Source organism: Streptomyces sp. NPDC037203, from assembly GCF_055605065.1.
Genome location: NZ_JBVJUC010000003.1, coordinates 398,702 through 412,111 on the forward strand (window position 1 = coordinate 398,702; position 13,410 = coordinate 412,111).

General features: G+C 74.0%; 13 protein-coding genes. 6 read left to right on the forward strand and 7 right to left on the reverse strand.

Going from position 1 to position 13,410, the window contains the following annotated elements; translation table 11 throughout:
• Nucleotides 1-14 precede the first annotated feature (14 nt).
• Nucleotides 15-455, reverse strand: a complete 441-nt coding sequence (locus ACZ7EC_RS11060; protein WP_471060791.1) for a MarR family winged helix-turn-helix transcriptional regulator — start codon at nucleotides 453-455, stop codon at nucleotides 15-17.
• Nucleotides 456-722: 267 nt separating this feature from the next.
• On the opposite strand from ACZ7EC_RS11060, the gene ACZ7EC_RS11065 reads away from it, so the two are divergent.
• Nucleotides 723-1,550, forward strand: a complete 828-nt coding sequence (locus tag ACZ7EC_RS11065) for a putative protein N(5)-glutamine methyltransferase (RefSeq protein WP_471060793.1) — start codon at nucleotides 723-725, stop codon at nucleotides 1,548-1,550.
• Nucleotides 1,551-1,582: 32 nt separating this feature from the next.
• Here ACZ7EC_RS11065 and ACZ7EC_RS11070 read toward each other — a convergent pair whose 3' ends face one another.
• A complete protein-coding gene (locus ACZ7EC_RS11070) occupies nucleotides 1,583-3,658 on the reverse strand; it encodes a SpoIIE family protein phosphatase (protein ID WP_471060796.1) in 2,076 nt (691 codons plus the stop codon).
• Between the two features lie 314 nt (nucleotides 3,659-3,972).
• On the opposite strand from ACZ7EC_RS11070, the gene ACZ7EC_RS11075 reads away from it, so the two are divergent.
• The 4 genes from ACZ7EC_RS11075 (at nucleotide 3,973) to ACZ7EC_RS11090 (ending at nucleotide 8,199) form a co-directional block, all read left to right on the forward strand.
• Nucleotides 3,973-4,848 carry a hypothetical protein gene (locus ACZ7EC_RS11075; RefSeq protein ID WP_471060799.1) on the forward strand — a complete coding sequence of 292 codons (876 nt, stop codon included), beginning with the start codon at nucleotides 3,973-3,975 and terminating at the stop codon, nucleotides 4,846-4,848.
• A gap of 112 nt (nucleotides 4,849-4,960) precedes the next feature.
• Nucleotides 4,961-5,335, forward strand: coding sequence for a hypothetical protein (locus ACZ7EC_RS11080; protein ID WP_471060802.1), 375 nt, complete (start codon nucleotides 4,961-4,963; stop codon nucleotides 5,333-5,335).
• Between the two features lie 208 nt (nucleotides 5,336-5,543).
• Nucleotides 5,544-7,559: an oxidoreductase gene (locus ACZ7EC_RS11085; RefSeq protein ID WP_471060805.1), complete on the forward strand. Its 2,016-nt coding sequence runs from the start codon at nucleotides 5,544-5,546 to the stop codon at nucleotides 7,557-7,559.
• A 31-nt stretch (nucleotides 7,560-7,590) separates the two neighbouring features.
• Entirely contained in the window at nucleotides 7,591-8,199 is a 609-nt protein-coding gene (locus ACZ7EC_RS11090; RefSeq protein WP_471060807.1) for a PadR family transcriptional regulator, read from the forward strand.
• 7 nt (nucleotides 8,200-8,206) lie between these two features.
• On the opposite strand, the gene ACZ7EC_RS11095 is transcribed toward ACZ7EC_RS11090, so the two are convergent.
• Nucleotides 8,207-8,773, reverse strand: a complete 567-nt coding sequence (locus ACZ7EC_RS11095) for a hypothetical protein (protein ID WP_471060811.1) — start codon at nucleotides 8,771-8,773, stop codon at nucleotides 8,207-8,209.
• 208 nt (nucleotides 8,774-8,981) lie between these two features.
• On the reverse strand, nucleotides 8,982-9,959 hold the full coding sequence (locus ACZ7EC_RS11100) for a fibronectin type III domain-containing protein (protein WP_471060814.1): 978 nt from the start codon (nucleotides 9,957-9,959) through the stop codon (nucleotides 8,982-8,984).
• A gap of 463 nt (nucleotides 9,960-10,422) precedes the next feature.
• Between ACZ7EC_RS11100 and ACZ7EC_RS11105 the strand changes: the two genes are divergently transcribed.
• Nucleotides 10,423-11,295: a glycoside hydrolase family 75 protein gene (locus tag ACZ7EC_RS11105; RefSeq protein ID WP_471062023.1), complete on the forward strand. Its 873-nt coding sequence runs from the start codon at nucleotides 10,423-10,425 to the stop codon at nucleotides 11,293-11,295.
• 28 nt (nucleotides 11,296-11,323) lie between these two features.
• On the opposite strand, the gene ACZ7EC_RS11110 is transcribed toward ACZ7EC_RS11105, so the two are convergent.
• Genes ACZ7EC_RS11110 through dhaK form a run of 3 tightly spaced genes read right to left on the reverse strand, consistent with a single transcriptional unit; the run spans nucleotide 11,324 to nucleotide 13,371 of the window.
• Nucleotides 11,324-11,731 (reverse strand): PTS sugar transporter subunit IIA domain-containing protein, encoded by a 408-nt coding sequence (locus tag ACZ7EC_RS11110; RefSeq protein ID WP_397987674.1) that lies wholly within the window; start codon nucleotides 11,729-11,731, stop codon nucleotides 11,324-11,326.
• Between the two features lies 1 nt (nucleotide 11,732).
• Nucleotides 11,733-12,332, reverse strand: coding sequence for a dihydroxyacetone kinase subunit DhaL (gene dhaL / locus ACZ7EC_RS11115; RefSeq protein ID WP_471060817.1), 600 nt, complete (start codon nucleotides 12,330-12,332; stop codon nucleotides 11,733-11,735).
• Between the two features lie 46 nt (nucleotides 12,333-12,378).
• The gene (gene dhaK / locus ACZ7EC_RS11120; protein WP_471060820.1) at nucleotides 12,379-13,371 is read right to left on the reverse strand and encodes a dihydroxyacetone kinase subunit DhaK; all 993 of its coding nucleotides are present in this window, start codon (nucleotides 13,369-13,371) and stop codon (nucleotides 12,379-12,381) included.
• Nucleotides 13,372-13,410 lie beyond the last annotated feature (39 nt).

Sequence of the window (13,410 nt, forward strand, 5' to 3'; positions counted from 1 at the left end):
GGCCGCCGGGGTGTTCAGTCGGTGCCGAAGCCGCCGGCGCTCGCGTTGTAACGCTCCAGATAGGACGCGAACCGCACCAGGTCGTCCTCGGCCCAGTCCGCGAGCCGTTCCTGGAAGGCGGCCCGGCGGCGCCGGGTGACCTGGGCGAGGATCTCCTGCCCGGCCGAGGTCAGCTGGAGCACCTGGACCCGCTGGTCCGCCGGGTCCGGGCAGCGCTCGATCAGGCCCGCGCGCTCCAGCGCGGCCACCTGGCGGCTCACCGTGGACTTGTCCAGGGCGTAGTGCGCCGCGAGATCGGTGGCCCGGCAGCCGCCGCTCTCCTCCAGGTGGCCGAGCAGGGTGTACGACACCAGGGACAGCTCGGGATGCATCCGGCCCGCCGAGGCGCGGGCCCGGCGGGCGAAGACCGTCATCTCGCGCTGGATCGCCTCGACGGCCGACTCGGCTGGGCGCACGGGACCTCCCTGCTGCGGCGCTTCCCGGTGCTCCGGATTCCGGTTGCAGAGTACAACTCTCGATGTCAGGGGGCCGCACCCGGCCGGGCCCGGTGGGGTATGGTGACCGTCCGGTCGCGCAGGTCCGCGGCCCCGAACGCGAGGAGGTGGGACCCATATCCGCTGTGTCAGCCGGGGTGCTCCTCCCTCGTGACGGCGCGGTGCACCGGAAGCGGTGACCGCGGGAGCGCCCTGTGGTCTCGCGCTCCCGAAAGGCCCCCGTCATCCATGCCCCCTCGCCCCTCTCACCCCTCTCTTTCCCCCGCGGCCGTCGTCCGCGCGCTGCGTGCCGCCGGATGCGTGTTCGCCGAGGACGAGGCCGAGTTGATACTCGGCACCGCCCGTGACGCCGCCGAACTCGCCGCCATGGTGGACCGGCGCACCGCCGGGCTGCCGCTCGAACACGTCCTCGGCTGGGCCGGGTTCCACGGGCTGCGCATCGCCGTCGAGCCCGGTGTGTTCGTGCCCCGCCGCCGTACCGAGTTCCTGGTGGACCAGGCGCTGGCCGAAGTCCCGGACGCGTCCGTCGTCGTGGACCTGTGCTGCGGCTCCGGCGCGCTCGGCGCGGCCCTCGCCGCCGCGCTGGACGGGGCGCGGGTGCACGCCGCCGACATCGACCCGGCCGCCGTCCGCTGCGCCCGCCGCAACCTCGCCCCCCATGGCGGCCACGCCCACCAGGGCGACCTCTACGACGCCCTGCCCACCGCACTGCGCGGCCGCGTCGATCTGCTGACGGCCAACGTGCCCTACGTCCCCACCCCCGACCTCCCGCTGCTCCCGGCCGAGGCCCGCGACCACGAGCCGCCCACCGCCCTCGACGGCGGCCCCGACGGCCTCGCCGTCCTGCGCCGCGTCGCCGCCGGGGCCCCCGGCTGGCTCGCCCCCGGCGGCCGGCTGCTGTCCGAGACCAGCGAACGCCAGGCCCCGGCCGCGCTCGCCGCCTTCACCGAGGCGGGCCTGAGCGCACGCGTGGCGGTCTCCGAGGAGTGGTCGGCGCACGTGGTCATCGGGGTGCGGGACGCCCGCCCGGAACCCCGCGGCCCTGTCCGGGACTGACGCCCGGAAGGGCACACTCTGCCGGCGACCCGTCAGCACTCCTTCGCCCGTGCGATGAGCAGCGCCACGTCGTCGTGGTTGTCCGGATGGTGGAGCGTGCGCAGGAGGTGGTCGCAGGTCTCCTCCAGCGGGCGGGTGGGATCGGTCAGCAGGGACAGCATGAGGTCCAGTCGTTCGTCCAGGTCGTGGTGGCGGGTCTCGACCAGGCCGTCGGTGTAGAGGACCAGTTCGTCGCCGGGGGCGAAGTCCACGGTGACGCTGGAGAAGGAGACACCGCCGACGCCGAGGGGGACGCCGGTGGGCAGGTCGAGGAGTTCCGGGGGGTGGCCGGGGCGGACGCGGGCCGGCGGCAGATGCCCGGCGTTGGCGATGCGGCACTGCCGCAGCAGCGGGTCGTGGACGGCGTACACACAGGTCGCGATGGAGTGGTCCAGGGCCGAGGTGGTCTTGTCCAGGTGCGCCAGGAGCACCGCGGGGTCCAGGCCGAGCGCGGCGAGCGTGGCGGTCGCGGTGCGCAGCCGGCCCATCGTCGCCGCCGCCCCGATCCCGCTGCCCATCACATCGCCGACCACCAGCGCGGTCCGCCCGCCCTCCAGCGGGATGACGTCGAACCAGTCCCCGCCGACCTCGCTGGTGGCACCCGCGGGCTGGTAGCGCGAGGCCACCTCCAGCCCGGTGGTGACCGGCGGTTCGCTCGGCAGCAGGCTGCGCTGGAGGGTGAGCGCGGTGTTGCGGGCGTTCTGGTACCAGCGGGCGTTGTCGATCTGCACCGCCGCGCGCGCCGCCAGTTCCCGCGCGAGCAGCACGTCGTCCGCGTCGAACGGCCGCGCGTTGACGGTCCGTTTGAGGTCGAGCGCGCCCAGCACCTCGCCGCGCGCGATGAGCGGCACCGCGAGGTACGAGTGCAGCCCCGCCCGCCCCAGCAGTACGGCCGCCTCGGGGGAGCGGGCGATGCGCGGCAGGTCCTCGTCCTTCACCCGCGGCACCAGCACCGCCTCGCCGGTGCGCACGCACTCGGTGACCAGTCGGTCCGGCGCGTAGCGGGCGATCTCTCCGGGCGTGTCCGCGGCCCGTACGGCGTCCGAGCCGTCCTCCGGGCGCAGCGCCAGGGCCCGGAGCACCGCCGGGTCCGCCGGGCCGAGGGTGCTGGGCCGGCCCTCCACCACCGCCTCCAGCAGGTCCACGGCGGCCACATCGGCCAGCTCCGGCACCGCCACCTCGGCCAGCTCCCGTGCCGTACGGTCCAGTTCGAGCGTCGTGCCGATCCGTGTCCCGGCGTCGGCGATCACCGCGAGGCGGCGCCGCGCCACCTCCGCCTCCACGGCGGCCCGGTGCTGCTCGGTGATGTCGGCCACCGAGCACGCCACGCCCAGCACATGGCCCGCCGCGTCGTCCAGCCGGTACAGCGAGACCGCCCAGGTGTGGTCGGCGTCCGGGTCCGCGGGGGTACGCCCGACGAGGATGTGGTCGATCAGGGGCGTGCCCGTCTCCAGCACCCGGCGGGCGCCGGCCTCCATGTCGGCGACGTCCAGCTCGGGCACCACCTCGGCCATGCGGCGCCCCAGGTGTTCGGCGGCGGGCCGCCCGTTGATCCGCTCCAGGGCGGGGTTGAGCGACACGTACCGCAGCTCCGTGTCGAACACGGCGAGCCCCTCCGGGGACTGCATCACCATCCGCTCGGACAGCGCCACGTCCTGTTCGAGGCGCCGCACGGTCGAGCGGTCGGCGGCGAGACCGAGGGCGTACACCTCGCCGCGGGCGTCCAGCAGCCGCATGTTGCGGAACTCCACCAGACGGGTGGTGCCGTCCTTGTGCCGGATCGGGAAGCCGCCCGCCCAGCTCTGCCCGGTGGCCATGACGTCGGCGAAGAGTTTGCCGACCAGCTGCATGTGCCGCTCGTTCACCATCAGCCGGGCGGCGTACTGGCCGAGCGCCTCCGCCGCCGTGTAGCCGAACAGCTCCTCGGCCTGAGGGCTCCACAGCACGATCCGGCCCGCGGTGTCCAGGACCACCGAGGCCACCGCGAGCACGTCGAGGAGGCCACCCGGCGGCACGGGACCGCGGGCCGGCTCGCCGCCCTCCGTCGCCGCAGCCCCGGCTGCACTCATGCCACGCACCGCCTTCGCCCGTCCGGACGGCACGCCGTCCCCCGTGCCGGTTCCCCCACGTCCTGTCGCGCTCACATCCGACTCTCCGCCGCCGTCGCCGTCAACCTCCACCATCTCTCAACCCGGCGGCGGGCGTCCGCCCGAGCCGTCGCCGGGCCGGGGCACCGGGACCGCTCGCGCGGACCGTACCGCGCGGCCGAAGGCGCCGGGAGAGTTCACGCCCGTGTTGCTGCATTGGCCTGTACATGACGGATCGGGCCACGCCAGACTGTGCGCCGTTCGAGTGTCCCCACCGCCCGTTCGAGGAGATGGTCATGCCCGCGTCCGCCCGGTTACGCCGCAACGGAGCCCTCACCGCGCTCGTCGCCCTCGCCGCCGCCCTGTCCCTCGCCGTGCCGTCGCCCGCCGCCGCGGCCGGCACCTGGAACGAGACCGGCTCGGACCGCGCCGACCCGCTGACCGAGAGCCAGGGGCTGGCCTCGATCGAGGTCCCGGCGGGCAGCCCCAACCGCTACACCGGCATCGGCACCATCCCGCTGAGCGACTCCCTGCGGGGCTGGAACCACGTCGGCGATCCCGACGCCTCGTACGAGGGCTACTACGTCGAGCCCTACCAGGAGGACTCCGGCGGCGCGAAGATGTACCGCGTGCAGGCGCCCGACGGCTCCTGGTCGGAGTACGTGCACCAGCTCGGCCCCGGCGAGGCGCTGAACAACTCCTGGGACGCGATCACGCCCGACGGGCAGTGGATGCTGTCCGGCGAGTGGGGCACCATGAACCGGCTGCTCGTCTTCCCGACGCCGGGCGAGAACCGCAGCACCTCGCCCTCGGCGAACCTCCCGCTGGCCGCCACGGTGCACCTGGACCACGCCGTCAGCGATGTGCAGGGCTGCGACTTCTCCGGCCCCACCACCCTGCTCTGCTCCTCCGACGACTCCGACGGCAGCCTGTTCGGCATCACCAAGCCGCTGCTCCAGATCGACCTGTCGGCCCCGCCGAACGGCTCCGCGGACGTCACCGGGCATGTCACGGCCCTGCGCCAGCTGCCGCTGCGCAGCGCGTGCTCCGGCACCTTCGAGGTGGAGGGCATCGACTACGACCGGCGCAGCGGCACCCTGCGGGTGATCGTGGTCTCGCCGGGCGTCTGCGTGCTCACCGACAGCAAGACGTACAAGTTCACCCTCGGCTGATCCCGCGCAGCGCGTGCGGGCGTCGGGAAGCGGTGTTTTGCCGGGCGGGGGGATGGACGCGGTGCGGCGGGGTACTCCGGGCAGCGCAGCGCGGCCAGGAAAGGAGCGATCAATGGCGAACGAGGACCGGTCCCATCCGGAAACCGTCATGGTGGAGATCAGCGGATGCTCCAAGGACGACGCACGTCTCGTCTTCGAGGCGCTCAACACGTGCTTCGCGTCCGACCGGGGCGAGGACGAGGTGCCCCAGCAGCTCCACGAGTCCCGCCCGATGGTGTGGCTCGGCAGTTACGAGGTCGCGGACACCCAGCGCAAGGGCTGTCCGCCGGTCCATCTCCGCTCGTCCGTCCAGGCGGACGTCCAGGGCGGCTACTGGGCTGTGGACCGCTTCCGCCACGTCCTGGACTCCATGTTCACCGTCGAGGAGACCAGCGCGGCCTCCGGCGACCAGGAGCGCGATCTGCATCTGCGCCTGGAGAGCCGCTGAACCGAGGCGATACCGCCACGACGGCACCACACCGCTACGACGACGCCCCGGCCGGTCCCGCACCGGCCGGGGCGTCCTGCGCCGGGCCGTACCCGAAGGACCAGGCGGCCGACGCCTTCGCGGGGCACATGTTCTGCAACTTGTTGCACAAACGGGTTCGGGTGCTCTACAACAAGAGGCGAACGCATCCGCGCACGGAGGGCCTGACATGAGCCGCTACCCCCACTTGATGACCCCCCTCGACCTGGGGTTCACCACGCTGCCCAACCGGGTGCTCATGGGGTCCATGCACGTGGGCCTGGAGGAGGCCGAGCGGGGGTTCGAGCGGATGGCGGCCTTCTACGCCGCCCGTGCGCGCGGCGGTGTCGGACTCATCGTCACCGGAGGCATCGCGCCGAACGAGGAGGGCCGGGCCTTCGAGGGCGGGGCCATGCTCACCACCGAGGCGGAGGCCGAGCGGCACCGGGTCGTCACCGATGCCGTGCACGGCGCCGGCGGCCGCATCGCGATGCAGATCCTCCACTTCGGGCGGTACGCCTACCACCGCGACCTCGTCGCCCCGAGCCCCGTCCAGGCGCCGATCAACCCCTTCGTGCCCCGCGAGCTGTCCGACGCCGACGTCGAGCGGACGATCGAGGACTATGTGCGCGCCGCCCGCCTCGCCCGGCACGCCGGATACGACGGCGTCGAGATCATGGGCTCCGAGGGCTACCTGATCAACGAGTTCATCGCCGCCCGCACCAACCACCGCACCGACCGCTGGGGCGGCTCCTACGAGAACCGGATGCGCTTCCCGGTCGAGATCGTGCGCCGGGTCCGCGAGGCCGTCGGCACGGACTTCGTCATCGTCTACCGGCTGTCCATGCTCGACCTCGTCCCCGGCGGCTCCTCGCACGCCGAGGTGGTCACCCTCGCCAAGGCCGTCGAGGCCGCGGGCGCCACGATCATCAACACCGGCATCGGCTGGCACGAGGCCCGCATCCCCACCATCGCCACCTCCGTGCCGCGCGGCGCCTACACCTGGGTCACCAAGAAGCTGATGGGCGAGGTGGCGATCCCGCTGGTGACCACCAACCGCATCAACACCCCCGAGCTGGCCGAGGAGCTGCTGGCCGGCGGCTACGCCGACATGGTCTCCATGGCCCGTCCCCTGCTCGCCGACCCCGACTTCGTCGCCAAGGCCGCCGCCGGTACCCCCGAGGCCATCAACACCTGCATCGGCTGCAACCAGGCCTGCCTGGACCACACCTTCGGCGGCAAGCTCACCTCCTGCCTGGTCAACCCGCGCGCCTGCCACGAGACCGAGCTGGTGCTCGCCCCGACCCGCACGAAGAAGCGCGTCGCCGTGGTCGGCGCCGGACCCGCCGGCCTCGCCTGCGCCGTCGGCGCCGCCGAGCGCGGCCACCAGGTCACCCTGTTCGACGCCGCGAGCGAGATCGGCGGACAGCTCAACGTCGCCCGCAAGGTCCCCGGCAAGCAGGAGTTCGACGAGACGCTGCGCTACTTCCGCCACCAGCTCGACGCGCACGGGGTCGACGTGCGACTCGACAGCCGGGTGGGCGTCGCGGACCTGGCCGGCTACGACGAGGTGGTCGTCGCCACCGGCGTCACCCCCCGCACCCCCGACATCCCCGGCGTCGACCACCCCCGTGTGCTCGGCTACCTCGACGTGCTGCGCGACGGCGCCCCCGTGGGCGAGCGCGTCGCCGTCCTGGGCGCCGGCGGCATCGGCTTCGACGTCGCCGAGTTCCTCACCGACACCGGCGACAAGGCGAGCGAGGACCCGCGGACGTACTTCCGCAACTGGGGTGTCGACATGGAGTACACCGCGCCCGGCGGCCTCACCGAGCCGAGCCGCCCGGTCCCGCCCCGCCAGGTGCACCTGCTCCAGCGCAAGACCACCAAGGTCGGCGCCGGACTCGGCAAGACCACCGGCTGGATCCACCGCACCGAGCTGAAGCACCGCGGCGTCACCATGGTTCCGGGCGTGCGCTACGACCGCATCGACGACGCCGGTCTGCACCTGACCGTCGGCGGGCAGAGCACGGTCCTGGAGGTCGACACCGTCGTGCTGTGCACCGGCCAGGAACCGCGCCGCGAGCTGTACGACGCGCTGGTCGCCGCCGGGCGCAGCGCCCATCTGATCGGCGGCGCGGACGTGGCGGCCGAGCTGGACGCCAAGCGCGCGATCAAGCAGGGCACCGAGGTGGCGGCGGCGCTGTAGGCCCCCTGCCGGGCGTCCCTAGGATGGGCCCATGTCACTCCCGCACGCGATCCTCACCGCCCTGCTGGAAAAGCCGTCGTCGGGGCTGGAGCTGACGCGCCGGTTCGACAAGTCGATCGGCTACTTCTGGTCCGCGACGCACCAGCAGATCTACCGCGAGCTGGGGAAGCTGGAGGGCGAGGGGCTCATCCGGGCGCTGCCGGCCGCGCAGCCCGCCCGCGGGCAGAAGAAGAGTTACGAGGTCCTGCCCGCGGGCCGCGCCGAGCTGGCCCGCTGGGCCGCCGCCGGGCAGGAGCCCAAGCCGCCGCGGGACCCGCTGCTGCTGCGGCTGCGCGCCGCCGCGGTGGTCGGCACGGCCGGCATCGAGGCGGACCTGCGCCGCCATCTGGAGCTGCACCAGCGGCAGTTGGCCGAGTACGAGGAGATCGAGCGGCGTGACTTCCCGCCGGACCGGGACGCCCCCGAGGACCGGCTGCGGCACCTCGTGCTGCGAGCGGGCATCGACCTGGAGACCTTCTGGACCCGGTGGCTCGACCATGCCCTCGCGGAGTTCGCGCGACTGCCCGAACCCGAGCCGCCGGAACCCGGACCGCCAGCGGCCGGGCCAGGCGGGGCGGCCCCCGGTTCCGGAGGGGAGTGAGCCGCCGTCAGCGCCGGTGCGGCTTCGTGCGGCGGCGCAGGTAGCAGCCGGCCGTGGCGAGCCCCGCGCTGACCAGCGCCGCGCCGGCTCCGAGCGTCAGCGGGCCGTAGTCGCGGGTGGCGCCGCCGAGGCCGCCGTTCACCCCCCGGTTCGGCGCCGGCCGGGTCGTCGTCGTGGTCGTCCCCGGCCGGGAGGTCGCCGCGAGCGTCGGCGCGGACCCGGCGGACACGATCACCGACTGGCTGCCCGCGGTGCTGCCGCTGGAGCAGACCACCACCACGGTGTAGGTCCCCGGACTCACCTTGGACCAGGCCGCGGACTGGCTGATCGTGGTGCCCGACAGCGCCACCTGCCGGCCCTGCGCGAAGTTCGCCTGGCTGCTGGTGAGCAGGGCCGCGGTGCCCCAGCTGCCGTTGATCTGGGTGCAGGCGCTGGTCACCACGGAGACGCTGGATCCCGTGGTGCTGACGGAGATGCCGGAGACCGCGGCCGAGGGCGCCGCGAGCGCGGCCGGGAGCACGGCGGCGGCCGCCAGGGTCGGAGCGAAGCGGAGCACGGATATGGAGTTGCGCATCGGGGCCTCCGGCGGCACGGCCGGCGGTACGTCCCATGCGCCGCCCTGGGGTCGGGGAACATCCGTGCTGCCTGGTCAGCAGCCAACGCGGCCCCGGCGGCGCGCGCACCCGGACGGCACCCGGCCGGGTGACGGAAACCCACACCCGGAGCAGGGCGGGCCCCCACCGGGATGCGCCGGGCGGCGACCTGTGGCCCGGGCGCGCGGCTCAGCGTCCCGTGGTCACCGTGCGCTGCGCCGACCAGCCGCCCCAGGTGCCGTCCGGCAGCCGGGCCCGCAGCCGCACCCGGTGCTCCTCGCCGGGCGTGCGGCCCAGGTAGAAGCTGTAACGCGCCCGGCCGCGCGGCGGGGTGCCGCCCCACTGAAGCGAGGTCGTCGTGGTGCCGTCCAGCAGGATCGAGTACTCGGTGATCACCCCGCCGGCGTCCGGTGGGTCCCACGCCAGGTCCAGGTAGTAGGCGCCGTCCGCGCGATGGGTGGCGGCGGTGAAACCGGTCGGCGCGGTGGCCCGGCCGTCGTCGGTGCCCGGCGTGGTCAGCCGCACCGGCGCGCTGGCGGGGGAGAGGTTGTCGGCCGCGTCCCGCGCCCGCACCGTGAACACGTACCGGGTGCCCGGCCGCAGCCCGGTGACCACCGTCGAGGTCTGTGCCCCGCCGACGCTGTGGATGCGCACCCCGCCCTGCGCGATGTCGTACGACACCACGCCCCGGTCGTCCCGTGAGGCGCCCCAGGCCAGCTGGACCTCGCGGCTGCCGACGGGGTGCCCGGTGGGCGTGCCGGGGCGGGTCGGCGCCGTGTGGTCGGACGCGATCCGGGCGGGTGTGCGGGCCCGTACCGTCCGGCTCGGCGGTCCCAGGCGCCCGGCCTTGTCGCGGGCGCGCACCGTGAAGGCGTAGCCGGTGGACGGGCTGAGCCCGATCACGTCCACCATGCGTTCCGTGCCCGGCACGTCGGCCGCCTTGGCGCCGCCCCGGTAGACCTCGTAGGAGCGGATGCCGGGGCTGCCGTCGGGCACCGCGTTCCACATCACGTGCACGGTGGTGGCGCTGCCCGCCCGGGCGGTGACGCCGGTCGGGGCACCCGGCATCCGGCCCTCGTCGCCGCCGTCGGCCCGGCTCGGGGCGCAGGACGCGAGGAGGAGCAGGGCCCCGGCGGCCAGCACGAGCGGAAGGGGAACGCGTCGCACGGTTCTGCCTCCACAGCTGTTCGGCATTCGATGATCGGTTCGGCACCGACGGCCCCGGCAATGGTCCGGACCAATATGGCCCGCCCGGTGCGTCCACGACAAGGGGCCGTTGCCGAGCGCGCGCGGAAGGTACGTATGCTGAGACCTCTCGACGGCTGAACTCCGCCTGAGGACAGGGGAGTTCATGCCAGTGGCGCGGAGACGCTGTCGTCGCCGAACCCGCGCCCGCGCGGGTGGCCGGGGGGTCCGGGCCGGGGTCGGTCGGAGCCTCCGGCCCCTGTTGTCAGGTGAACGCACTCCCGTTTATGCGCTTTGTGCACCAAATGCCGAAAATATTCCCTCACGGGTTGTCAGAAGCGTGCTCCATCCGGCCGCTTCGGGGTGGCCCCGGCGGGCGGGCGTCCGGGGCGCGGATCACAGTGGCCTCGACATGTCCCCGAGGAGAGGGTTCCTCATCGTGCGTGTGCGTGTCCCGACGTTGACACTGGCCGCGGCCGGCGTCGCCCTGATCGCCCCCGCCACGCTGCCCGGCGCCGCCGCGGCCCTTCCGCCCGACGCCCGGAGCGCGGCCCATGGCGAGGACGCCACCGCGGCTCCGGGTGCCGGACAGCGCCCCGGACCGGCGCCGATCGCCAGCAGAGACGTTCCTGCCGCCGCGCGCCCCGAGCGGGGCGCCACCGCCCCCAGCCGGGGCAGGGCCACCGTCATGCCGCCCCGCACGCGGGCCCGGACCGCCGGGGGCCGCGCCGAGGGCGCCGTGACCGCCGCCGATCTGCTCGCCAAGGTCGGCACCTGCGCCGAGATCTCCCACGGCCGCTACCGCACCGACGCGGACAGCCCCGCGACCGTACCCGTCTGCGGCGCCTCGGGCGCGGTCTTCTGGAAGGCCGACCTCGACATCGACTGCGACGGCCAGACGACGGCCCACTGCAACGCCCAGGCCGACCCGCTGTACTCGCCCGGCACCGCCTACGTGCAGTCCGACGGGCGGCCGCTGAACGCGGAGACCCTGCCCTACATCGTCGTACCGGCCGCGAGCAGCCGCTGGAGCCCCGCCGGGAGCGGGGTGCGGGGCGGTTCCGTCGCCGCCGTCGTCTACCAGGACCGGGTGCAGTACGCGGTCGTCGGCGACACCGGCCCGAGCGACCTCATCGGCGAGGCCTCCTACGCCACCGCGCGGGGCCTCGGCATCCCCGCCGGACCCAGCGACGGCGGGGTGCCCTCCGGGGTCACCTACATCGTCTTCAAGGACTCCAAGGTGGACCCCATCGAGGACCACCAGGCGGCGGTGACCACGGGTGAGCGGCTGGCCCGGCAGTTCGTGACCGACAACTGACCAGCCGCAGCGTCCCGCCGACGAGCCGTCACACCTTGCGGTAGTCGTACGCCTCCGTCGCCGCCGCCACCACCGCGGCCAGGTCGGCGCCCGCGGCGGCCGTCACCACCGCGGCCACCGCCCCCTCCAGGAACGGGGCGTCCACCAGCCGGGTGTCCTCGGGCAGTTCGTCCTCGGCGAGCAGCGCCTTCACCGTCAGTACGGCGCTGCCGAGGTCGGTGAGGACCGCGACCCCGGCGCCCCGGTCCACCGAGGCGGCCGCGGCGGAGATCAGCTCGGCACTGGTGCCCAGTCCGCCGCCCTCCGTGCCGCCCGCCGGGGCCACCGGCACCGAGGCGGCACCGCCCGCCAGTCCCTTGGCCAGCGCGGCGACCGAGGCGGCCACCTCCGCGCTGTGCGACACCAGCACGATCCCGACCAGCTTCTCCTCGCTCACGTCAGCCCTCCGCCGTCTCGGCCAGCGCGGCCATCAGCAGCGCCGACGACGTCGCCCCCGGATCCTTGTGCCCGACGCTGCGCTCGCCCAGGTAACTCGCCCGGCCCTTGCGGGCCAGCAGTGGGACGGTCTCCTCCGCGCCCCGCTCGGCGGCGGTCCGGGCGGCGGCGAAACCCTCGCCGAGCGCGTCCATGGCCGGCAGCAGGGCATCGACCATGGTCTTGTCGCCCGCGGCCGCCCCGCCGAGCTTCATCACCCCCTGCACTCCCGTCCGCAGCGCCTGCGCCAACTGCTCCTCGGTGACCTCCGGGGCCTCCCCGAGGGCCTTGCCGGTCCGGCGCAGCAACGTGCCGTACAGCGGCCCCGAGGCACCGCCGACCGTCGAGATCAACACACGCCCGGCGAGCATCAGCACGGCGCCCGGCGTGCCCGGCGTCTCCTTGTCCAGCTCCGCCTGCACGGCCGTGAACCCGCGCCGCATGTTGCTGCCGTGATCGGCGTCCCCGATGGTCGCGTCGAGGGCGGTGAGCCGTTCCGCCTCGCGGTCGACGGACGCGGCGGTCGCCGTCATCCAACGGCGGAAGAAGTCGGCGTCGAGCACTGGACCTCCCAAGCATAGTAAGGGCGTTGAGACCTGTACCGCCGTATCACATCCCCCAGCGCAATGCCGGGGTGCGCACCGGCGCGTCCCACAACCCGAGCAGCTCCTCGTCGACCTGGCACAGCGTCACCGAGGCGCCCGCCATGTCCAGGGAGGTGACGTAGTTGCCGACCAGGGTGCGCACCACGGCGACCCCGCGCTCGGCCAGCACCCGCTGCACCTCCGCGTTGAAGCCGTACAGCTCCAGCAGCGGGGTGGCACCCATGCCGTTGACCAGCACGAGCACCGGGTTGTTCGGGGGCATGTCGTCCAGGATCGCGTGCACCGCGAAGTCGGCGATCTCCCCGGAGGTCATCATCGGCCGCCGCTCCCGGCCCGGCTCGCCATGGATGCCGATGCCCAACTCCAGCTCGCCGTCCGGGAGATCGAAGGTGGGGCTGCCCTTGGCCGGGGTGGTGACGGCGCTCAGCGCCACACCGAAGCTGCGGGAGTTCTCGTTCACCCGCCGGGCGATCGCTTCCACCTGCTCCAGCGGCCGGCCCTCGGCCGCGGCGGCGCCCGCGATCTTCTCCACGAACAGCGTCGCCCCGGTGCCGCGCCGGCCGGCCGTGAAGAGGCTGTCGGTGACCGCCACGTCGTCGTTCACCAGCACCTTGGCGACCTGTATGCCCTCGTCCTCGGCCAGCTCCGCCGCCATGTCGAAGTTGAGCACGTCACCGGTGTAGTTCTTCACCACGAACAGCACCCCGGCGCCGCTGTCCACGGCCGCCGCCGCGCGCACCATCTGGTCCGGCACCGGTGAGGTGAACACCTCACCCGGACAGGCGGCGGACAGCATGCCGGGACCGACGAACCCGCCGTGCAGCGGCTCGTGCCCCGACCCGCCGCCGGAGACCAGGGCGACCTGCCCCTGCACCGGGGCGTCCCGACGGATGATCACCCGGTGCTCCACGTCCACCGTCAGATCCGGATGCGCGGCGGCCATCCCGCGCAGCGCGTCCGCCACGACGGTCTCCGGCACGTTGATCAACATCTTCATGCCCGTCTCCCAGAAAGCTCGGCAGCTGGTCCCGGATCG